Annotated in this window: 21 protein-coding genes; 11 read left to right on the top strand and 10 right to left on the bottom strand. The window is 72.7% G+C overall.

Annotated elements, in window-relative coordinates:
- Positions 1-172: 172 nt before the first annotated feature.
- On the bottom strand, positions 173-472 hold the full coding sequence (locus V7S47_RS05910) for a hypothetical protein (protein ID WP_336560692.1): 300 nt from the start codon (positions 470-472) through the stop codon (positions 173-175).
- A gap of 143 nt (positions 473-615) precedes the next feature.
- On the opposite strand from V7S47_RS05910, the gene V7S47_RS05905 reads away from it, so the two are divergent.
- Both V7S47_RS05905 and V7S47_RS05900 read left to right on the top strand, forming a co-directional pair.
- Positions 616-1,212 (top strand): hypothetical protein, encoded by a 597-nt coding sequence (locus V7S47_RS05905; RefSeq protein ID WP_336560691.1) that lies wholly within the window; start codon positions 616-618, stop codon positions 1,210-1,212.
- 97 nt (positions 1,213-1,309) lie between these two features.
- Positions 1,310-2,287, top strand: a complete 978-nt coding sequence (locus V7S47_RS05900; RefSeq protein WP_336560690.1) for an NAD(P)H-binding protein — start codon at positions 1,310-1,312, stop codon at positions 2,285-2,287.
- A gap of 7 nt (positions 2,288-2,294) precedes the next feature.
- Here the strand turns inward: V7S47_RS05900 and V7S47_RS05895 are convergent, their stop codons facing one another.
- Positions 2,295-2,939 (bottom strand): SDR family oxidoreductase, encoded by a 645-nt coding sequence (locus tag V7S47_RS05895; RefSeq protein ID WP_336560689.1) that lies wholly within the window; start codon positions 2,937-2,939, stop codon positions 2,295-2,297.
- A gap of 104 nt (positions 2,940-3,043) precedes the next feature.
- Here V7S47_RS05895 and V7S47_RS05890 point away from each other — a divergent pair, with 104 nt between their 5' ends.
- The gene (locus V7S47_RS05890) at positions 3,044-4,651 is read left to right on the top strand and encodes a methyl-accepting chemotaxis protein (protein ID WP_336560688.1); all 1,608 of its coding nucleotides are present in this window, start codon (positions 3,044-3,046) and stop codon (positions 4,649-4,651) included.
- A gap of 18 nt (positions 4,652-4,669) precedes the next feature.
- Here the strand turns inward: V7S47_RS05890 and V7S47_RS05885 are convergent, their stop codons facing one another.
- Positions 4,670-5,773, bottom strand: a complete 1,104-nt coding sequence (locus V7S47_RS05885) for an alcohol dehydrogenase catalytic domain-containing protein (protein ID WP_336560687.1) — start codon at positions 5,771-5,773, stop codon at positions 4,670-4,672.
- 145 nt (positions 5,774-5,918) lie between these two features.
- Between V7S47_RS05885 and V7S47_RS05880 the strand changes: the two genes are divergently transcribed.
- The 3 genes from V7S47_RS05880 (at position 5,919) to V7S47_RS05870 (ending at position 7,796) form a co-directional block, all read left to right on the top strand.
- On the top strand, positions 5,919-6,125 hold the full coding sequence (locus V7S47_RS05880; RefSeq protein ID WP_336560686.1) for a hypothetical protein: 207 nt from the start codon (positions 5,919-5,921) through the stop codon (positions 6,123-6,125).
- A gap of 114 nt (positions 6,126-6,239) precedes the next feature.
- Positions 6,240-6,497, top strand: coding sequence for a hypothetical protein (locus tag V7S47_RS05875; RefSeq protein ID WP_139175564.1), 258 nt, complete (start codon positions 6,240-6,242; stop codon positions 6,495-6,497).
- A gap of 39 nt (positions 6,498-6,536) precedes the next feature.
- On the top strand, positions 6,537-7,796 hold the full coding sequence (locus tag V7S47_RS05870) for a sensor histidine kinase (RefSeq protein ID WP_336560685.1): 1,260 nt from the start codon (positions 6,537-6,539) through the stop codon (positions 7,794-7,796).
- Here the strand turns inward: V7S47_RS05870 and V7S47_RS05865 are convergent.
- Entirely contained in the window at positions 7,788-10,292 is a 2,505-nt protein-coding gene (locus tag V7S47_RS05865) for a hybrid sensor histidine kinase/response regulator (RefSeq protein WP_336560684.1), read from the bottom strand. The genes V7S47_RS05870 and V7S47_RS05865 overlap by 9 nt on opposite strands.
- A gap of 100 nt (positions 10,293-10,392) precedes the next feature.
- Here V7S47_RS05865 and V7S47_RS05860 point away from each other — a divergent pair, with 100 nt between their 5' ends.
- Positions 10,393-11,088 carry an HAD family hydrolase gene (locus tag V7S47_RS05860; RefSeq protein WP_336560683.1) on the top strand — a complete coding sequence of 232 codons (696 nt, stop codon included), beginning with the start codon at positions 10,393-10,395 and terminating at the stop codon, positions 11,086-11,088.
- Here the strand turns inward: V7S47_RS05860 and V7S47_RS05855 are convergent.
- The gene (locus V7S47_RS05855; protein ID WP_170867087.1) at positions 11,085-12,440 is read right to left on the bottom strand and encodes an SLC13 family permease; all 1,356 of its coding nucleotides are present in this window, start codon (positions 12,438-12,440) and stop codon (positions 11,085-11,087) included. The genes V7S47_RS05860 and V7S47_RS05855 overlap by 4 nt on opposite strands.
- A gap of 119 nt (positions 12,441-12,559) precedes the next feature.
- Between V7S47_RS05855 and V7S47_RS05850 the strand changes: the two genes are divergently transcribed.
- Both V7S47_RS05850 and V7S47_RS05845 read left to right on the top strand, forming a co-directional pair.
- The gene (locus V7S47_RS05850) at positions 12,560-13,192 is read left to right on the top strand and encodes a FadR/GntR family transcriptional regulator (RefSeq protein WP_336560682.1); all 633 of its coding nucleotides are present in this window, start codon (positions 12,560-12,562) and stop codon (positions 13,190-13,192) included.
- Positions 13,193-13,224: 32 nt separating this feature from the next.
- Positions 13,225-14,880 (top strand): FAD-binding dehydrogenase, encoded by a 1,656-nt coding sequence (locus V7S47_RS05845; RefSeq protein WP_336560681.1) that lies wholly within the window; start codon positions 13,225-13,227, stop codon positions 14,878-14,880.
- A 9-nt stretch (positions 14,881-14,889) separates the two neighbouring features.
- Here V7S47_RS05845 and V7S47_RS05840 read toward each other — a convergent pair whose 3' ends face one another.
- Positions 14,890-15,213: a DMT family transporter gene (locus tag V7S47_RS05840; protein WP_336560680.1), complete on the bottom strand. Its 324-nt coding sequence runs from the start codon at positions 15,211-15,213 to the stop codon at positions 14,890-14,892.
- A 76-nt stretch (positions 15,214-15,289) separates the two neighbouring features.
- Here V7S47_RS05840 and V7S47_RS05835 point away from each other — a divergent pair, with 76 nt between their 5' ends.
- The gene (locus V7S47_RS05835) at positions 15,290-15,847 is read left to right on the top strand and encodes a TetR/AcrR family transcriptional regulator (protein WP_336560679.1); all 558 of its coding nucleotides are present in this window, start codon (positions 15,290-15,292) and stop codon (positions 15,845-15,847) included.
- A 9-nt stretch (positions 15,848-15,856) separates the two neighbouring features.
- Positions 15,857-16,165: a cupin domain-containing protein gene (locus V7S47_RS05830; RefSeq protein WP_336560678.1), complete on the top strand. Its 309-nt coding sequence runs from the start codon at positions 15,857-15,859 to the stop codon at positions 16,163-16,165.
- On the opposite strand, the gene V7S47_RS05825 is transcribed toward V7S47_RS05830, so the two are convergent.
- The 4 genes from V7S47_RS05825 to V7S47_RS05810 all read right to left on the bottom strand — a co-directional run bounded on the left by V7S47_RS05825 (position 16,162) and on the right by V7S47_RS05810 (position 20,483).
- On the bottom strand, positions 16,162-16,872 hold the full coding sequence (locus tag V7S47_RS05825) for an aspartate/glutamate racemase family protein (protein WP_336560677.1): 711 nt from the start codon (positions 16,870-16,872) through the stop codon (positions 16,162-16,164). The genes V7S47_RS05830 and V7S47_RS05825 overlap by 4 nt on opposite strands.
- Positions 16,869-18,362 (bottom strand): NCS1 family nucleobase:cation symporter-1, encoded by a 1,494-nt coding sequence (locus V7S47_RS05820; protein ID WP_336560676.1) that lies wholly within the window; start codon positions 18,360-18,362, stop codon positions 16,869-16,871. The genes V7S47_RS05825 and V7S47_RS05820 overlap by 4 nt, the downstream gene beginning before the upstream one ends.
- Positions 18,363-18,737: 375 nt before the next feature.
- Positions 18,738-19,748 (bottom strand): type IV toxin-antitoxin system AbiEi family antitoxin domain-containing protein, encoded by a 1,011-nt coding sequence (locus V7S47_RS05815; protein WP_336560675.1) that lies wholly within the window; start codon positions 19,746-19,748, stop codon positions 18,738-18,740.
- 18 nt (positions 19,749-19,766) lie between these two features.
- Complete coding sequence (locus tag V7S47_RS05810) at positions 19,767-20,483, bottom strand: GntR family transcriptional regulator (RefSeq protein WP_336560674.1); 717 nt, start codon at positions 20,481-20,483, stop codon at positions 19,767-19,769.
- Positions 20,484-20,494 lie beyond the last annotated feature (11 nt).

Genomic DNA, 20,494 nt, shown 5'->3' with positions numbered 1-20,494 from the left:
TGCAGGTCAGAGGCTGATTGGCATCTAGTCCGGCCTTCATCTGACTGCGGGCAGAAGTTCCGCCGTGACCCGAAGAGGTTGAGCGAGCCCCGCGACGGGCGTGTCGAGACCGTGATCCGGTTGCGCGAGCAGACAGCTCAGGCGCTGCCGGTGACGTGGCAACCGACCACGCTCAGGAAACCGTTGCGTGCTCACCGCTCGCGGCGGCGGTCCGCCGTTCGAACCACCAGCTCCGGAGCCTGGCGATCAAGCTCGCCACGAGACCGACGGGAAGCGCCAGCGACCACGGCCGATCCCAGTCGTTGACCGAGTCCGCCAGCCCGATCACGAGGCACACCAGGGCTATCAGGGCGAGCGCCAGCCCCACCCGATCGCGGTGCCACGGCGCTCGGGGCGGCAGGACCGGCGGCTCCCAGGTCGGGTCGTCGAGGTCGGCGCGGTGCGTCGCCGACCGTCGCGACCAGAGGCTCATGGGCCGAGGGTAGATCGCCTGCGCCGGGCGGCGAGGCGTTTCGGAGATCGAGGGCAGCACTCGTGAGCGGCGACAACTTCTCGTGGCCGGAGGGTGTCCCACTCACCGACAAGCACGTTCCACCGACCAGAAGGAGCTCCACCATGACGCGCACAGCAGCTCAGGCTGCGGTCCTCGCCCTCACGGGCGTCCTCGCGGCGACGACCCTGACCATCACGGCACCGCCGGCCACCGCCGGAGCGCCCGCGGAGAGGGCTGAGATCACGAGGGTCGTGCTACGGGTCGCCGGGTGCGACGACTGCTCGTTCACGGCGCACTCCTACCGCAGCGGGGAGGACGCGGCGTGGTCCGGCCCGGTGCGCCGGGTCCGGGACGGGAAGGTCGTCCTCCGGGTGCCGACCCGACTCACCGAGGGCATGTCCATCTCGGTCACCGCCCCGTGGGAGCGCCGGACCGGCGCGGTGAGCAACGTGGTCCTCCGCTACCGGGGGCAGCAGCCCGGCGACCGGGTCAGCCCGCAGGAGGCCCGGGAGGCCCGGCGCGGCTCGGCCTGCTTCCCCGGGATCGACGCGCCGCGGATCGCGCTGCGGGTCAAGGTCCACCGCGCGCACTTCCCCGGCACCGGCGCCCGGGCCACCGGCGCGGCGGCGTACACGGTCGTCTCCCAGCCGACCGTCGGCAACCGCGAGCGCGTGTACGACGGCTTCCTCGGCAGCCAGGACGTGATCCCCTGCCGGTGATCCGGACGTGACGTGCGCGACCCGGCGGTTCGAGGACCGCCGGGTCGGGCACCGGGGGTGAGAGCGTCCACCGCGGTCGCCACGAGCGGGGGACCCGATGACGGACGTACGACGCGTGCTGGTGACCGGAGCGACGGGGTACGTCGGCTCCCGCCTGGTGCCGGAGCTGGTGCAGGCGGGCCACACGGTGCGGGTGGCGACCCGCGACCCCGACGGGCTGGACCGGTTCGACTGGTCCGACGACGTCGAGCCGGTGGTCCTCGACGTGACCGAGGACGAGTCGGTCCGCGACGCGGTCGCGGACGTCGACGTGGTCGTCTACCTGGTCCACTCGATGGCCGGCGGCGACTTCGTGGAGAAGGACCGCGAGGCCGCCGAGCGGGTCGCCGACGCGTGCGAGTCAGCGGGGGTGGGCCACCTGGTCTACCTGTCCGGCCTGGTCCCGGACGGCGAGCTGTCCGACCACCTGCGCTCGCGGCTCGAGGTCGAGGAGGTCTTCGAGGCGAGCAGCGTGCCGACGACGACCCTGCGCGCGGCCATGGTCGTCGGCGGCGGGTCCACCTCGTTCGAGCTGATGCGCAAGCTGAGCCGGCGGATGCCGGTGACCCTGGTGCCGACCTGGATGAAGCGCTCGCTGCAGCCGGTCGCGGTCGAGGACGTCGTCGAGGTGCTGACCCGCGCGGTCGGCGTCGACGACCCCGCCCGGATCGACCGGCCCTACGACCTCGGTGGCGACGAGGTGCTGACCTACCCCGAGCTCCTCGACCTGTACGCCGACGTGGCGAACCTCCGTCGCCCGCAGGTCACGGTGCCGTTCGTGCCGATGTGGCTGGTCGGCGAGGTGGCGGCGCTGCTGTCGCAGATGCCTCGCGGCACGGTGACCAGCCTGGTCGACAGCCTGTCCCACGAGATGGTCTGCCGCGACGACGACGTACGACGCGACCTGGTGCCGGGCCACGGCTTCGTCCCGCTGCGCGAGGCGGTCGAGCGGTCGCTCGAGGGCGAGACCCGGGCGACGTCCTCGACCGGCGACGTGCAGGGCGAGGCGAGCTCCGACCCGGAGTGGGTCGGCTGACGAAGCCTCAGCCGCCGACGACGGCCCGGACGTCCTCGTCGCCGTCGTTGAACCGGAGGATCCGGCCCGCGGTGGTGCCGGGGGAGTCCACGACCGCAGCGATCACCTCGGCGACGGTGGCCCGCGAGACCTGCTTCTCGACGGTGTCGGAGGTGGCGATGCCGCCGGCGGGCTCCAGCGTGAGGGTGCTCGGACGCAGGATCGTCCAGGCGAGCGGCGACTGCTCGACGTACGCGTCGGCGGCGGTCTTGGCGTCGGCGTACGGGAAGAAGAAGTGGTCGGGCGCGACGCCGTGGTCGGGCCCGGCCCCGAAGTAGGACACCATCACGAACCGCGGTACGCCGGCCTGCGCGCTCGCGTCGACGGAGCGGATCGCGGCGTCGCGGTCGACGGCGTAGGTCCGCGACGGGTTGCCGCCGCCCGCCCCGGCGGACCAGACGACGACGTCGTGGCCGGCCACGAGCCCGGCCAGCGCGTCGGTGTCGAGGTTCTCGACGTCGGCCACCACCGCGGCCGCGCCGCTCGCCTCCACGTCGGCGACGTGCTCGGGGTTGCGGATCACCCCGGTGACGGTGTGGCCCCCGTCGCTGAGCAGCCGCTGCGCGAGCAGGGCGATCTTGCCGTGGGCGCCGATGACGATGACCTGGGACATGTCCCCGAATCTAGACGACCTCGCAGGCCGCGACCGGGCCAGGAGCCCCGCGCACCGGGTCCGGGGAGTCTCAGGTCGGGGCCGGACCGGCCGATGACGCCCCTGTGACGAGCACCCCTCCCGCCGCCATGCGCTGGTTCCTCGACCGCGGGATCGCGACCAAGATCCTCTCCGCCATCGGCGTGGTGGCCCTGGTCGCGGCCGTCATCGGGGTCCTCGGCCTGGTCGACCTGGCGCGGGCGTCGTCGGGGACGCAGGACATGTACCGCCACCACGTGCTCAGCTCGACCACGACCACCCGGATCGTCACCGACGTCAAGGACATGGGTCTGGCGATGCGCGACGCCGCGCTGGCCTCCGACCCCACCGCGGCCCAGGAGGCGCTCGACCGGGTCCCCGCGCTCCGGGCGAGCGTCGAGGAGGACCTCGCCGCGCTGGAGGAGGCGCACTCCTCCGCGGAGACGGACGAGCTCCTCGCCCAGGTGCGCGCGGACGTCGAGGCCGGCCTGGCGTACGACGAGCAGCACACCGCCCCGCTCGCGCTCGCGCACCGCACCGACGCCTGGGTGAGCGCGAACGCCGGCAACGAGCACTTCGCCGCGGCCGTCGAGGAGCTGCACGAGCTGGGCGACGACGTGGCCCACGACGCCGAGGCCGCCGCGGCGGAGGCGGAGTCGTCGTACGAGCACGCCCGGAAGGTCGCGGTGGCCGTCCTGGTGCTCGGTGTCGCGCTGGGCCTCGCCGTCGGCCTGGTGATCGCCCGGATCGTCGCCGGGAACCTGCGCCGGGTGCAGGCGGTCTCGGAGGCGCTGGCCGAGGGTGATCTGACGCGGACGTCCGGGATCAGCAGTCGGGACGAGGTCGGCCGGATGGCCGCGAGCCTGGACGAGGCGATCAGACGCCTGCGCGAGCTGATGGCCACCGTCGTCGGGTCCTCGGAGACCCTGGCCGCCTCGTCGGAGGAGCTCTCCGCGTCCGCCCAGCAGATCTCGGCCGGTGCGGAGGAGACCAGCGTGCAGGCCGGGGTGGTGGCCGGCGCGGCCGAGGAGGTCTCGCTCAACGTCCGCACCGTCGCCGCCGGCGCCGAGGAGATGGGGGCCTCGATCCGCGAGATCTCCGGCTCGGCCGCGGAGGCGTCGCGGGTCGCCGCCCAGGGCGTCGCGATCGTCGAGACCACGAACGCCTCGGTCGCCAAGCTCGGCGCCTCCAGCGAGGAGATCGGGAACGTGGTCAAGGTGATCACCTCGATCGCGGAACAGACCAACCTGCTGGCGCTGAACGCGACCATCGAGGCGGCCCGTGCGGGCGCGGCCGGCAAGGGCTTCGCGGTCGTGGCCGGCGAGGTCAAGGAGCTGGCCCAGGAGACCGCCCGGGCGACGGAGGACATCTCGCGCCGGGTCCAGGCGATCCAGGCCGACACCGGGGGCGCGGTCGAGGCGATCGGCCAGATCAGCGGGGTGATCGAGGCGATCAACGACTACCAGAGCACCATCGCGTCCGCGGTCGAGGAGCAGACCGCGACGACCAACGAGATGTCGCGCAACGTCGCCGGGGCCTCGACCGGCACCGACGAGATCGCCGCCAACATCACCGGCGTCGCCGAGGCGGCCGACACCACGACCCAGGCGCTCGCGCAGACCCAGCTGGTCGTCGACGAGCTGGCCCGGATGGCCACCGACCTGCGCGGGGCGGTCGCCCGCTTCCGGGTCTGAGCTCCCGCTCCCGGGGACCTATCCGAAGACCACCAGCTGCCGCAGGGCGGCGCCGTCGGAGAGCACGTCGAGGGCGGTGTTGATGTCGGCGAGCGGGATGGTCGAGGAGACCAGCTCCTCGACGGGCAGCCGGCCGGCCCGCCAGAGCTCCGCGAAGCGGGGGATGTCGCGGCTCGGGACGGCGCTTCCGAGGTAGCTGCCGACGATGGTGCGGCCCTCGGCGACCAGGCCGAGCGGGGAGACGCTGGCCCGCGCGTCGGGGTGGGGGAGGCCGACGGTCACCGTCGTACCGCCTGGTGCGGTGAGGGCGACGGCGGTCTCGAACGCGCGGGCGCTGCCGGCCGCCTCGACCACGACGTCGCCGAGCAGGTCCGGGTCGCCGACCTGGTCGGGATGGGCGGTGCGCACGGCGCCGAGCCGGGCCGCGATGGCCAGCTTCTCCGGCACCGTGTCGACCGCGACCACCTCGACGTCGAGCGCGAGGGCGGTCAGCAGCGCGGCCATCCCGACGCCGCCGAGGCCGACCACGGTCACCGTCGACCCGGGGGCGGGAGGCGCGGCGTTGAGCAGCGCGCCGCCGCCGGTCAGCACGGCGCAGCCGAGCAGCGCGGCCACGTCGGCGGGCACGTCGTCCGCCACCGGTACGACGGAGCGCCGGTCCACGACCGCGTGGCTCGCGAAGGCCGAGACCCCGAGGTGGTGCAGGACCGGGCCGGCGTCGCCGCTCAGCCGGACGTCGCCGCCGAGGAGGGTGCCGGCACCGTTCGCGGCCGAGCCCGGGACGCAGGGCCGGACGCCGTCGGTGCGGCAGCCCGCACAGTCGCCGCAGCGGGGCAGGAACGTCATCACCACCCGCTGACCGACGCCCAGGTCGGAGCCGCCCGACCCGACCGCCTCGACGATCCCGGCCGCCTCGTGGCCGAGCAGCATCGGCACCGGACGCACCCGGTCGCCGTTGACCACGGACAGGTCGGAGTGGCAGAGCCCGGCCACCTCGGCCCGGACGAGCAGCTCGCCCGGGCCCGGCTCGGCCAGCTCCAGCTCACGGACCTTGAGCGGCTGCGAGACGGCGTACGGCCGCTCCAGCCCGATGTCCTCCAGGACGGCGCCGGTGATCCTCATCCCGTGATCGTGGCCGCTCGTGTGACGCCGATCAAGTCCACCGGTAGACCTTGCTCACACCGGGCCCGAAAGGGGAACGAACGGGCGGCTCCGGACGATCTACCGGGTGAGGGACACCCCTTCACCCAACCCCAGGAGAGATGCCATGAGCACCCCCACCACCACGCTCGTCCACGACCTGGACGTGCTGCACTCGTCGTACGTCAGCGCCATCAACCTGGCCATCGAGTCGGGCCAGGACGACTACGTCGCCGAGCTGGCCGCGTCGTACGACCGCGAGGCGACGCTGATGGTCGCCCAGCGCGAGGGCAAGACCCACCTGCTCCCGCTGCGTCGCCGCCGGGCCGCCTGACGCTTCTCGGCAGAGCCGCCCGCCGTCCCCGGATGGGCGGTACCGTGGCGGCAACCACGCCTGCCAGGCGCGGCCCGACCGGGCCGCCGAGGGCAGGAACGGAAGGTGGGCGTCATGGCGGCGTCGCCCGACGAGGGGTCCCGAACGGGCATCCCGCAGTCGCTCGCGCACCTCGACCACCGACTCCACGAGGCCCGGCGGCAGGTCGCGGAGCGGCGGACCGGCCGTGGCCACCGCGACGAGCTGACCCGGGCGCACCGCGACCTGCTGGCCGCGCTCGAGGACTTCACCGGTGCGCTGGAGGAGCACGGCCTGCCCGTTCCGCCCGCATTGCGGACGGAGCTGCAGCTGCACCGTGACCTGTGGCGCTGAGCGCCCGACGGCGCCGCCGGTTGTGAGAGCGTGACGGCCATGATCGGGCAGCGCAGCACCACCGCCGTCGTCGCGCTGGCCGCCTCGGCCACGGCGCACCTCGTGGCGTCGTACCTCTGGTCGCGGCGCGCGGGGACCCACCCGGACGGGCGTCTCGACGACGCCCAGCGGATCCTCGCCGAGACCAGCGAGCGCTACCGCTCGCTCTTCGACCACCACCCCAGCGCGGTCTTCTCCCTCGACCTCGACGGTCGGTTCACGGCCGCCAACACCGCCGCCGAGCGGGTCAGCGGCTACACCGAGGCGCAGCTGCAGGGGATGTTCTTCGCCGACATCCTGTGGCCCGAGCACCTCGAGCCGGTCGCGGAGGCCTTCGAGCGGGTCCTCGGTCGGGACGCCCAGCAGCTGGAGACCGTGATCCGGACCCGCACCGGGACCGACGTGGAGCTCCACGTGACCGGTCTCCCGATCATCGTCGACGACCGGCTGGTCGGGGTCTACGGCATCGCCGAGAACGTCACGGAGCGCAACCGCATGCAGCGCGAGCTCCACGAGACGCGGGTGCGCGCGGAGCAGGCCAGTGACGCGAAGTCGATGTTCCTGGCCAACGTCAGCCACGAGATCCGGACCCCGCTCACCGCCGTGCTGGCGACGGCCGAGCTGCTGGTCGACAGCGAGCTCGACGACGACCAGGTCCCGCTGGCCGACACCATGCTCCGCTCCGGCCAGCGGCTGCTGCGCCTGGTTAACGAGCTCCTCGACTTCTCGGCCATCGAGGCCGGCAAGGCCACCGTGTACGACGTCGCGCTGGACCTGCCGGCCGTCGTCCTCGACGTCGTCGCGCTGGCCCGGCCCGCGGCGGAGGAGAAGGGCCTGTCACTGGCCGTCGACGTCGATCCGGCGCTGTCCCGTCCGCTGACCGGCGATCCGGAGCGGATCGCCCAGGTGCTGACCAACCTGCTCAGCAACGCGGTGAAGTTCACCGACGAGGGCAGCGTCCACGTGCGGGTGGAGGTGGCCGAGCGGACCCCGGCCGCGACCAAGGTCCTGTTCCGGGTCGAGGACACCGGCATCGGTCTGACCGAGGTGCAGCAGGGCCGGCTCTTCGAGTCGTTCAGCCAGGGCGACCAGTCGGTCAGCCGGCGCTACGGCGGCACCGGCCTCGGCCTGGCGATCTGCAAGCAGCTGGTGACCCTGATGGGCGGCTCGATCTGGGTGAGCGCCACCCCGGGCGCGGGCAGCACCTTCGCGTTCGTGCTGCCGCTCGCGCGGGCGGACGGCGCGGCGACCTCAGGCTGAGGCCGGCACCCAGCGGGTCAGCACCGCGTCGACGTCCGCGGGCATGATCGGCTTGGCCAGGTAGTCGTCCATGCCGGCCTCCAGGCAGCGCTCGCGCTCGCCCTGCACCGCGCTGGCGGTCAGTGCCACCACCGGCGTACGACGACCGGGGCCCTCGATGGCCCGCAGCGCGCGGGTGGCGTCGTACCCGTCGAGCTCGGGCATCTGGCAGTCCATCAGCACCGCGTCGTACGACGTCGTGCGCAGCCGGTCGAGGGCCGCCCGGCCGTCCTCCGCGACGTCGGCGGTGAAGCCGAGCGAGGCCAGGATGCCGACGGCGACCACCTGGTTGACGTCGTTGTCCTCGACGACGAGCACGTGGCCGCGGGAGCGGGGCGCCGGCTCGGGCCGCTCCGTCGCCTCGCGGGCCTCGACCACCTGGAGCAGCGCGTCGCGCAGCCGGGGGAGCGAGGCGGGCTTGGTGAGCCGGGCCTCGACGCCGGCCGCGGCCGCCGCGGTGGCCGGGACCTCCGGGCCCGAGGTCAGCATCACGATGCCCGGCCGCGGCGCTCGGCGCTCGCTGATCCGGGTGGCGAGCTCGAGGCCGTCCATCACCGGCATGCAGAGGTCGACGACGGCGACCTCGATCAGCTCGCCGGCGCGGGCCGCCTCGTCGAGGGCCTGGAGCGCCTCGACGCCGCCGGGCACGGCGGTGGCGACCATGCCCCAGGCGCGCGCCTGCTCGACCAGGATCTGCCGGTTGGTCTCGTTGTCGTCGACGACCAGCACCCGGGCGCCGGCGAGCCGGTCGGCGTCGACCGGGAGGACCTCCACCGGCGCGTGCGCGGGCACGAGCGGGACGGTGAACCAGAAGGTGCTGCCGACCCGGGGTGTGCTGGTGAGGCCGAGGTCGCCGCCCATCGCCGCGACCAGTCGACGGGCGATGGCCAGCCCGAGGCCGGTGCCGCCGTAGCGCCGGGTGGTGGAGGAGTCGGCCTGTGAGAACGGCTCGAACAGGCGGGCCTGGTCGTCCGCGGCGATGCCGATGCCGGTGTCGCGCACCTCGAAGCGCAGGGTCTCGTCCGCGCGGTGCACCGACACCACGACCTCGCCGTGCTCGGTGAACTTCACGGCGTTGCCGATCAGGTTCAGCAGCACCTGCTGGAGCCGCACGGGATCGCCGTGGAGGGCCGACGGCACGTCGGGCGCGCAGTAGGCGAGCAGCTCGACGTCGTCGCGCCGGCCGGCCTGCGCGGCCAGCTCGGTGGCCTGCTCCACGAGCTGGCCGAGGTCGAAGTCGACCGCCTCGAGCTCGAGGCGGCCCGCCTCGGCCTTGGAGAAGTCCAGGATGTCGTTGATCGTGGCCAGCAGCTGCGTACCGGCCCCCTTCACGCCGGCGGCGTAGGCCCGCTGCCGGCTGTCCAGCTCGGTGTCGAGCAGCAGCCCGGTGAGGCCGATGACGCCGTTCATCGGCGTCCGGATCTCGTGGCTCACGGTGGCCAGGAACTCCGACTTCGCCCGGGACGCCTCGAGCGCGGCGTCGCGCGCGCCCACGAGCTCGACCTGGGCGCGGCGCTCCGACTCCAGCAGCCGCGCGGTGCGCACGAAGCCCAGGACGAGCAGCACCGTGAGCCCGACCAGCTGGGCCGCGGGGTCGAGAGGGACGTCACGGGCCGCGTCGAGCGCGAGCAGGAGCGGCGGGACGAGCAGCGGGAGCACGGCGACGGCGAGTCGGCGCAGCATCGCGGCGCGGCTGGACACCACCGGGGCCGGCTCGGGGAGCGGGCGGGCGGGCGTGAGGGCGGCCGCCGCCAGCAGCGCACTGCCGATCATCCAGCCGGCGTCGAGCAGTCGGGAGACCGCGCCGTCGCGCACCAGGACCAGGTAGCCGAGGTCGGAGACCAGCCAGCAGGTCACGCCCGCGGCCAGCCAGCTGCTCACGGCCGAACGGGTACGACGGTCGGCGAGCACGCGAGCCACCAGCGCGAGCAGCACGGCGTCGAGGGCGGGGTAGGTCGCGAGCACCGCGCGCACCGGCGGCGAGTAGGAGTCGTCCGAGACCAGGGTGTCGATGGTGAGGTTCCAGACCAGCAGCCCGGAGACCACCAGCACGGTGAGCGCGTCGACCAGCGCGTCCAGGCCCGCCTCGCGCTGGCCGCGGACCAGGGTGAGCAGCAGCGCGATCCCGAGGAAGACGTAGGCGGCGACGAAGAACGGGTCGGCCCACGAAGCCTCCGGCGTCTGCCGCCGGGTCTCGTAGCCGAAGTAGACGATCTCGCCCAGGGTGCTCGAGGTGACGCCGGCGGCGATCAGGGCGGGGACGCTCCGGGCACCGGCCGGCGCCCGTCGTACGCCCAGCCAGGCGAGCAGGCTGGCCGGGCCGATCACGGCCAGGTAGGTGACGTCGGAGGGGATCTCGACCGGTCGGACGACGTGCACGACGGCCAGCGCCAGCACCGCTGCGAGCAGCAGCGAGCGCGACCCGTTCGCCCGAACCCGAGTGTTCGTCCCGCTCACCTCCCTCGTCCCGGAGATGTTCTCGCACGTGACCGGGCCGAACGGTGGGACATCGGATGTCTGACGGCGTGTCGTGGTTGAAGATGCGACGATCGACGGCATGGCTGTCTCGGAGACGAACCTCGTGGTCACGTTCGACCTGTTCAGCGCGCTGACGGACAGCCGCACGGGAGCGGCTGCGCTCCTGGGGCGGCTCGCCGCCGAGCGCGGCTGGGAGCAGGACGGCACCGCGCTCTACGACCGCTGGGACCGGCACAACAAGGCGCTGCAGCGGACCGCGCGCCCGCCCACGACCTTCCACGACCTGTCGCGCGAGGCCCTGGCCCGGGCGTACGACGAGCTCGGCCACCCGCTGGGCCGGGTCGACGACGACCTCGCGCTGCTGGAGGAGTCGGTCGCGGACTGGCCGCTGTGGCCGGATGCGGAGGCGGCCCTGCAGGCGGTCGCCACGCTCGCCGAGGTGGGGATCCTGTCGAACGTCGACGACGCGCTCGTCCGCCGCTCCCGGGCCTACCCGCTGGTGGACCCCGAGCGGGTGCTGACCTCGCAGCGGCTGGGGGCCTACAAGCCCGCGCCGGAGATCTACCGGTCGGCCGTCACCGCCGTCGCGCCCGCCCGGCTCGTGCACGTCGCGGCGTCGGCGCGCGACGTACGCGGAGCGCTGGAGGCCGGGATCGCCACCGTGCGGCTGGCCCGTCCGGGTCACCTGCTCGACCCGGACGGGCCCGCGCCGACGGTCGAGGTCGGCCACGGCGGCGACCTGCGCCGCGTGGTGGCCGACCTTTCCGAGGGCTAGGCGCTCGGGACCACCATCAGGCCCCAGGCGACGAGCGGGGCGATGACCACGATCGACATGCCCCACTGCATCAGCCGCTTGAAGACCAGCTCGCGGTCGGTCGCGTCGGCGTTGGCCACCACGAGGGCGCCGTTGGTGGAGAACGGGCTGCAGTCGACCACCGAGCTGGAGATGGCCAGCGCGGCGATCAGGGCGATGGCGTTGACCTGGTCGGTCAGCAGGAACGGCACGGCCAGCGGGATGAGCGCCCCGATGATGCCGGTGGTGGAGGCGAACGCGGAGACCACGGCGCCGATCAGGCAGATCAGCAGGGCCGCGACGAGCGGTGCGCCGACCTCGGCCACGCGGTCGCCGAGCCAGGTCACCACGCCCTCGTTCTGGAGCAGGTTGACGTAGGTGACGATGCCGCCGATGAGCAGCACGGTGCCCCAGCTGATCTTCTCGACCGCACCCTTGGCGGAGGTCGGGAAGACCAGGGTCAGGGTGACGGCGATGGTCAGCGCGGTGAAGCCGACGTCGAGGTCGAAGACGAGCGCGCCGACCATCAGGGCGGCGAGCCCGAGGAGGGTGACGATCCGCTGCGGGGTGAGCCGGGTCGGGTCGGCGGCGTCGTCGTCGGCCGTGACCGAGCGGGAGGCCTCGACCGCGGAGTGCGGCGTGCTGGAGCCGCCGGCGTGGGTGGCCCGGAAGCTGGCCGCCTCGGCCTCGGTGCCCATCGCGGCGACCCGGGCGTCCTCGCGGCCCCGGGCGATCAGCTGGCGGCCGCCGAAGGCGAGGTAGGCGACGGTGGCGATGATCGTGGCCGCCAGGAACGTCGTGCAGAAGAGGAAGAGCTGGTTGCCGGGAAGGTCGTTGCGCTCGACGACGCCGTTGGTGATGCTGCCGAAGATGCCGATGGGGGAGAAGGAACCGGCCGTCGCGCCCTGGACGACCATCATCCCCATCATCAGCGGGTTGATCTCGTAGCGCAGCGCGAAGCCCATCGCCACCGGCGCCACGATGGCGACCGCGGCCGGGCTGACCGCGCCGATCGCGGTGACCGCCGCGCAGACCAGGAACATCGCCCACGGGACCAGCGCGACCCGGCCCCCGACCGCGCGGACCGCGCCGTGCACGATCCAGTCGACGGTGCCGTTGTTCTTGGCCAGCGCGAAGAGGTAGGTGACGCCGACCAGGATCACGAACAGGTCGCTCGGGAATCCGGCCAGCACGTCGTCGACCTCGAGGTCGTAGACGGAGAGGCCGACCACGAAGGAGGCCACCAGGGCCAGGGCGCCCATGTTGACGCCACGCACGGTGGCGACCAGGAACACGACCGCGAGGACGATCAGCGAGATGATCTCGTGGGACACGGGAATCCGTTCGTCAGAGGAGGGGTCCGAGAATGTGACCCACGTCATGAGGACGGCTCGATCATGTCAGTGGCTGAGCCACCTGGCAACCCAGCCACTTCCGGCCTAGGATCCCCGTCATGACGCCGGAGCCCGCCAGGAGCCTGCCGCCGATGCGCCGGGAGCGGCTCTACGAGAGCCTCGCCGCGCACATCTCCGACTTCATCGAGGCGCAGGGCCTGGTGGGTGGCGACCGGCTGCCGTCGGAGCGCCAGCTGGCGGCCGACCTCGGCGTCAGTCGAGCGACCCTGTCGCGGGCCCTGGCCTCCTTGGAGACCCGCGGCCGGATCGAGGTCCGGCACGGGGTGGGGGCCCTGGTGCGCGACCCCGACGTCCCGGCGACCGGCGGGGGAGGCGGCCTCGCCGAGGGGCTGTCCGAGCGGCCGCCCGAGCAGGTCACCGTCGCCCGCGAGGCGATGCTGGCCGGGCTGGCGCGGGCGGCCGCGAGCCACCCGCAGGACGCGCTGCGAACCGCGATGCTCGCCCCCGACGGCCGCCCCCGCAGCTTCGGGCACACCTGGCGCTGCATCCGCCGGCTCGCGGAGTCGCCGCTGATGGCCGACCTCGACGACCTGCTGGCCGAGAGTGCGCCGGACCCGGGCGACACCCCCGCCGTACGGGCCCGGCTGGACGCGCTGGCCGAGGCGATCATCCGCGCCGACGGCAGTGCTGCGGCCACCGCGTGCCTGGGCCTGCTCTCGGGGCCTGCTTGACCCGTGACCCGGGTCACCGGAGGATGCGCGGCGTGACTCAACAGGTGGATGTCGTCGTCGTGGGTGCCGGCCTGGCCGGTCTGGTCGCTGCTGCGGAGGCCGCCGACGCGGGTCGGTCGGTGGTGCTGGTCGACCAGGAGGGCGAGCAGTCGCTCGGGGGGCAGGCGTTCTGGTCGCTGGGCGGGCTGTTCCTGGTCGACAGCCCCGAGCAGCGCCGGATGGGGGTCAAGGACTCCCACGAGCTGGCCTGGCAGGACTGGCTCGGGAGCGCCCAGTTCGACCGCGAGGAGGACCGGTGGCCGCGCGCGTGGGCCGAGGCGTACGTCGACTTCGCGGCCGGCGAGAAGCGGTCCTGGTTGCGCGAGATGGGTCACCGGATCTTCCCGGTCGTGGGCTGGGCCGAGCGCGGTGACGGCCGCGCGGACGGCCACGGCAACTCGGTCCCGCGCTTCCACATCACCTGGGGCACCGGGCCCGGGGTGGTCGAGCCGTTCGAGCGACGGGTCCGCGAGCACGTCGCGTCCGGTCGGATCGCCTTCGCCTTCCGGCACCGCGTCGACGGGCTGATCGTGACCGACGGCGTCTGCGTCGGCGTCGAGGGACAGGTGCTGGAGCCGACCTCCGTCGACCGCGGCGTCGCCAGCTCCCGGACCGAGGTGGCGGCCTTCGAGATCCACGGCCAGGCGGTGATCGTCACCAGTGGCGGCATCGGCGGGAACCACGACCTGGTCCGCAAGGCCTGGCCGGCGCGGCTCGGCACGCCGCCGCGGACGATGGTGTCGGGCGTGCCCGCCCACGTCGACGGGCGGATGCTCGGCATCACCCAGGACGCCGGGGCGAACGTCATCAACCCCGACCGGATGTGGCACTACGTCGAGGGCATCCGCAACTGGAACTCGATCTGGGAGAACCACGGCATCCGGATCCTCCCCGGGCCCTCGTCGCTGTGGCTGGACGCGACCGGCAAGCGGCTGCCCGCGCCGTACTTCCCGGGGTTCGACACCCTCGGCACCCTCGCCCACCTGCGGAGCACCGGGCACGACTACTCGTGGTTCGTGCTGACCCAGAAGATCATCGAGAAGGAGTTCGCGCTCTCGGGCTCCGAGCAGAACCCCGACCTGACCGGTCGTGACATCAAGCTGCTGCTCTCGCGGGTCAAGAAGGGCGCTCCGGGCCCGGTCGAGGCGTTCAAGCAGCACGGCGAGGACTTCGTGGTGGCCGACTCGCTCAGCGAGCTGGTGCGGGGCATGAACGAGGTCGGCGAGGGCGCGACGATCTCCGAGCCCGAGCTGCGCGAGCTGATCGAGCGGCGCGACCGCGAGATCGACAACGCCTACACCAAGGACGCCCAGATCACCGCGCTCCGCGGGGCGCGGACCTACCGCGGCGACAAGCTGATCCGGGTGGCGACGCCGCACAAGATCCTCGACCCGAAGGCCGGCCCGCTGATCGCCGTACGGTTGAACATCCTGTCGCGCAAGACGCTCGGCGGGCTGGAGACCGATCTCGACGGGCGCTGCCTGCGCGCGGACGGTACGCCGTTCCCGGGGCTCTACGCGGCCGGTGAGGTCAACGGCTTCGGCGGCGGCGGGATGATGGGCTACAACGCGCTCGAGGGCACGTTCCTCGGCGGCTGCCTCTTCTCCGGCCGTACGGCGGGACGCGCCGCCGCGAAGGCCGTCGGCTGACGCGTGGGGTCAGTGGGCGCCGGTGACGTTGAGGCCGACGACGCCGGCCACGATCAGCACGATCGACGCGGCCTTGAGCCAGCCGAGCGGCTCGCCGAGGAAGGCCCAGCCGACCACGGCGACCAGCGCGGTGCCGGCGCCGGCCCAGATGGCGTAGGCGACGGAGACCGGCACCGTCTTGACGACGACGGTGAGCAGCCAGATCGCGCTCATGTAGCCGAGCAGCACGACGGCGGTCCAGCCGGGATGGGTGAAGCCCTGGGCCCGGGGCAGCAGGGCGCTCGAGGCGACCTCCAGGACGATCGCCACGGCGAGCAGGACGGCGGCCAGCACGGGTCTCTCCTTCGTCGACACGCGATGTAGCACTCGCTACATACGCCTCGACTGTAGCACTCGCTACGCTCGGAGGATGGACCGTCGCGAGGAGCTGCTCGAGCAGGTCACCGACTACGTCTACGAGCACGGGCTGATCGGCCTGACCCTGCGTCCCGTGGCCGCGGCGATCGGGACCAGCGACCGGATGCTCATCTACCACTTCGAGAGCCGGGACGCGCTGGTCTCGGCCGTCGTCGCGCGCAGCACCGAGCGCTCGACCGCCGCGGTGCACGCCCTGCCGGCGGAGGCCGACGTACGACGGGGCGTGCTCGCGCTGTGGGCGGCCTACCAGGGGCCGCCGTTCAAGGCCTGCCTCGACCTCTACTGCCAGGCCGCGGCGAGCGGCCTGATCGGGCAGGAGCCCTACCTGTCCAGCGCCCGCGCCGGCAACGAGCTGTGGGCGCAGGCGCTGCAGGAGTACCTCGTGCGCTGCGGCGCCCCGCGCGAGCGGGTGGCCCGGATCATCACCCTGGTCGACTCGGCGCTCTACGGGTTCCACCTCGACCTCACCACCGACCGCCCCGAGGTGCTCACCCGCGGCGTCGAGGACCTCGCGACGGCGGCCCAGACGATCGCCGACGCCGGCCACTAGGGTCGGCGCGTGACCCGGATCCTCAGCACCGACGCCCGCACCCACGACCTCGACCCGCTTCGCCCCGGCTTCGGGCTCGCCGAGCTCGCCGACCTCGGCGGTGCCGGGATCGGGCTGTGGGAGATGGCGCCGGGCGAGGACCGCGACACCGAGGCCGACGAGGTGTTCGTGGTGCTGGCCGGCGCCGGGACCGTGGCCTTCGAGGACGGGTCGGTGCTCACGCTGGCGCCGGGCGTCGTCGTACGCCTGCGAGCCGGGGACCGGACGGTGTGGACCGTGACCGAGACGCTCCGCAAGCTCTACGTCACGGCTCCCTAGGCCCCGATCCGCTCCTTGACCGGCGGCGGGGCGAACTCGCCGCGGGTGCTGGTGCGCAGGCCGAGACGGACCAGCTTCTCGACCTCCAGGGTCGCGGCGACCACCCCGTCGACGACCGGTACGCCGAGCTCGCGCGAGACGCGGTCGGCCAGGTCGGCCATCCCGGCGCAGCCGAGCACCAGGACGTCCGAGCCGTCCCGCGCCAGCGCCGCCTCGCAGGCCGCGAGCACCGTCGCCCGGGCGAGCGGGTCGGTCTCCAGCTCGACCACCGGGATCTCGCACGCGTGCACGCCGGCGCACTGGGCCGCGACGCCGTACGCGTGCGTGAGGTCGCGGGTGTGGCCCACGGTCCGGGCCAGGGTGGTCACGACGCTGAACGACCGCCCGAGGTACGACGCCGTGCGCATCGCCGCCTCGGCGATCCCGACGACCGGCCCGGTGGCCAGCTCGCGGGCGGCCAGCAGACCCGGGTCGCCGAAGCACGCGATGACGTAGCCGTCGTACCCCTGGTCCTCGCCGGCGGCGATCTCGGCCAGCAGGCCCGGGACGGCGAGCGCGTCGTCGTAGTGGCTCTCGATCGAGACCGGTCCGGTCGCCGGGTTGACCGCGTCGACGGAGACGCCCGGGCCGGCGACGGCCCGGGCGCACTCCTCGATCAGGGCGGTCATCGACGCCGTGGTGTTCGGGTTGACGACCAGGATCCTCACCGGGCGGCGACCTCCCCGCGACCACCCGTGCGGACGCCGGCGACGTCGAGCCGGTGCGCGGCCAGGTAGTAGGTCGCGAAGCCGAGGGCGCAGCCGAGGAACCAGCTGTAGTCGGGCAGCCAGGTGACGACGTCGAGCTCCTTGGGGATCACCACGCTGAGGATGGCGATCACGCCGGACACGGCCACCGAGCCGACCGCGGCCGGGTTGTAGCCCTTGCGGTAGTAGTACTGGCCGTCCTCGTCGAGCGTGAACAGGTCGTCGACGTCGACCTGCTGCTGGCGGACGAGGTAGTAGTCGGCGATCAGGATGCCGAACAGCGGGCCGATCAGCGCGCCCAGGATGCCGAGGGTCCAGAAGATGGCGTCGGGGTCGTCGTACCAGTTCCAGGGGGTGAGCAGGACCGAGCCGACGGCCGCGATCATCCCGCCCATCCGCCAGCTGATCCTCTGCGGGGCGACGTTGGAGAAGTCGAACGCGGGGGAGATGAAGTTGGCGACGATGTTGATGCCGATCGTGGCGATCACGAAGGTCAGGCCGCCCAGCAGCACCGCGGTGTAGGTGTCGATCTGCTCCACGGTGTGCACCGGGTCGGTGATGATCTGGCCGAAGACCGGAATAGTCGCGCTGGCGGTCAGGACGACCAGCAGGCTGAAGACCACGAAGTTGACCGGCAGGCCCAGGAAGTTGCCCCGCTTCACCGCCTCGAAGCTCTCGCCGTAGCGGGAGAAGTCACCGAAGTTCAGCATCGGCCCGGAGAAGTACGACACCACCAGTGCGATCGCACCCAGCATCGTCGAGATCGTGGCGCTGGTGGACAGCTCCCGGTCGGTCAGGGTGAAGCTGATGTCGAAGTCGGCGCGGACCAGCATGTAGCCGCAGAGGATGAACATCGCCACGTAGACGGCCGGGCCGCAGAAGTCGATGAACCTCCGGATCGCCTCCATGCCGCGCCAGAACACCAGCGCCTGCGCGACCCACAGGATGGCGAAGCTGACGTAGCCGACCAGGCTCAGCCCGAGGAACCCGTGCTGGGTCCTGTCGGCGTAGTCGACCAGCCCCGGCCAGAGCTTGAGGATCACGATGGTGAGCGAGCCGGCCGCGAGGAAGGTCTGCACGCCGTACCAGGCGACGGCGATCAGCCCCCGGATGATCGCCGGGATGTTGGCGCCCAGGACGCCGAAGCTGGCTCGGCTGATGACGGGGTACGGCACCGCCGCCACCTGGCTGGGCTTGGCCACCAGGTTGCAGAAGAACTGCACGATCACGATGCCGACGATCAGGCTCACGAACACCTGCCAACTGGTCAGCCCGAGCGCGAACAGCGACCCGGCGGTGACGTACCCCCCGACGCTGTGCACGTCGGACATCCAGAACGCGAAGATGTTGTAGCTGGTCCAGTGCTGGTCCTTCAGCGGGGCCAGGTCCTCGTTGGTCAGCCGGGGATCGTACGCCGGCGTGCTCGCCGGCGCGGGCTCGGTCTGGGTCATGGTGATCCTGCTCCTCGGTCCGGGGCCTCCCGAGCGGGGGAGGGCGATGCCGGGACGCTAGGAAGCGGGTGTTTCGCTCGTCGTGGCGTGCTGTGAAGCCGAGGTCACGGGAAAGATATAGGGGTATAGCGGTTGGGTGGGCGGTGTTGGCGGGCCGGCCGCTCTGGATGCTTCACCGGCTGGCCGGTGAAGCCGGCACTAGACGGCCGAAGTTTCACCCCTCCAGTTCAGGGGTCGGCCCTCAGGATGCGAGAGGGCGGCCCAGGCGAGCGGCGCCGGCCCGGAGAGCGGCACGAATGCGCTCGGCCAGGCGCTCCGGGTCCTCGAGATCGGCCCACGTGATGCGGATGCACGTCCAACCGGTCAGCTCGCGGATCAGGTCCTCACGCTGCTTCTCACGCACGACGACGTCACTGACCTCCTCGTCCTCGCGGACGAGCTCGGCGTACTTGATGAGTCCGTCGAACTCCAGCCACACCCATAGTCAGGGAAGGCGAAGTCGACCCGGTGGACGACCTGACCGAACGCGTCGCGGATCTCATACTGCGGAGTGGGGATCGGCAGGTTGTGCTGCCAGCACACGAAGAAGGTCCGGGACTCGCCGACGGTCTCGACCCGTCCGTCAGCGAGGTGCAGCATCAGATCCGTCTTGAGGGTGCCGGGCCAGTGATCCATCGGATCCGAGTTCTCGGCGGAGGCGACGAAACGGGCCTCGATGTCGGCGGCCGTCGTCAGTTTGCGGTGCAGCGCCTCGTTCCAGGCGCACAGGCATGCCTCGACGCTGCCGATCGTCGTGAGCTCGATCAGCGCACGTGGGACGGATGCGACCGGGACCCCGTGGACGTCCTCGATGTCGCCGTTGCGCACCCGACCGCGGTGCTGGCGGACACCGGCCTCTTTGCGGCCGGCCTTCCCGTCCGTGCGGGTGAGGTGGGAGACCTCCAGGTCGAAGCCCCAGGTCGGGATGCGCCAGAACGGGAGCGCCGAGGTGTGGCTGAGGAAGGCGCCCGTTCCGGCCCGTCTAAGGACGGCCCGGGCCACCAGACCGTGGCGACCGGCGTCGTCCAGCTGCCGCCAGGAGTCGGTGCCGGCGTAAGAGCCGTGGCGCAGCCGTTGCAGCTGACCGGCGGCGACCGCACGTGCGATGGCGCGGTCGTTGAAGCCGCGAGCCAACAGCTCTTTGCGGAGGTGGACGGGGGCGAGCATGGGGTGGTCGGACCGGATCATCATGGCCGAGGAGATCCCCGGCGCCCGTCCGGCGTACGCGCCCCTCGCGGCGCCCTGTGGAAAGCCCGGCTGGGGCGCGGCTTGTGGATGGTTCTTGGCGCTGGGAGGCCGAAACTTCGGCCGCCCAGCGCCAACTTCACCGGCCGGCCGGTGAAGCATTCAGCAGGCCGCCCACCCCTACTCCACCCGAAACACGTCCGGATCGGACCGGAACCCCTCGATGGCGACCTTCAGGTGCGCGAAGTGGTCGTGCGACTCACCGACCAGCCGGTCGGCGTCGCGGGCGATGAACGCCTCGAGCATCCGGTCGTGGTCGTCGTAGAAGGTCGCGCGGCCCAGGGGGTCGACGCGCGCCATGGGGCGGGCGGGCTCGGTCATGTTCCAGGCCGACTCGTACATGTGCACCAGCCGCTGCATCCGGGCCGGGGCGATGAGCGCGACGTGGAAGCTGCGCGACGAGGCGTGGTAGGCGCGTTCGTCGCCGGCGGCCATGGCGACGCCCATGGCCGTGTGGGTCGTCCGGACGAGCTCGTCGTCGGCGGGGGAGGCGTGGCGCACGGCCTCGCGCAGCGCGGCAGCCTCGAGGGCCTGGCGTACGTCGTACAGCTCGCGGAACTCGGCGAAGCGCAGCTTGGCCACGCTGTAGCCGACGTGGGGGACGTGCTCGACGAGCCCCTCGCCGAGCAGCACCTTCAGGGCCTCGCGCACGGGGATCTGGCTGACGCCGAAGAAGCGGGCGACGGCATCGATGGGGATCAGGGTTCCGGGCGGCTCGTCGCCGGCCAGGATCGCGCGGCGCAGGTCCTCGATGACCCGGGGCTGCTGGCCGTCGAGGGCCGAGTTCACGAGCCGGGCCGTGAAGATCGAGCGGCGCCGGGCGCCCTGGCTGGTCATGGCCGTCAGCA

It is taken from the genome of Nocardioides sp. CCNWLW216, assembly GCF_037120545.1.
Lineage (GTDB): Bacteria > Actinomycetota > Actinomycetes > Propionibacteriales > Nocardioidaceae > Nocardioides > Nocardioides lianchengensis.
Note: the sequence above shows the minus strand (reverse complement) of the source record. Positions and strands in the feature narration are given on the sequence as shown.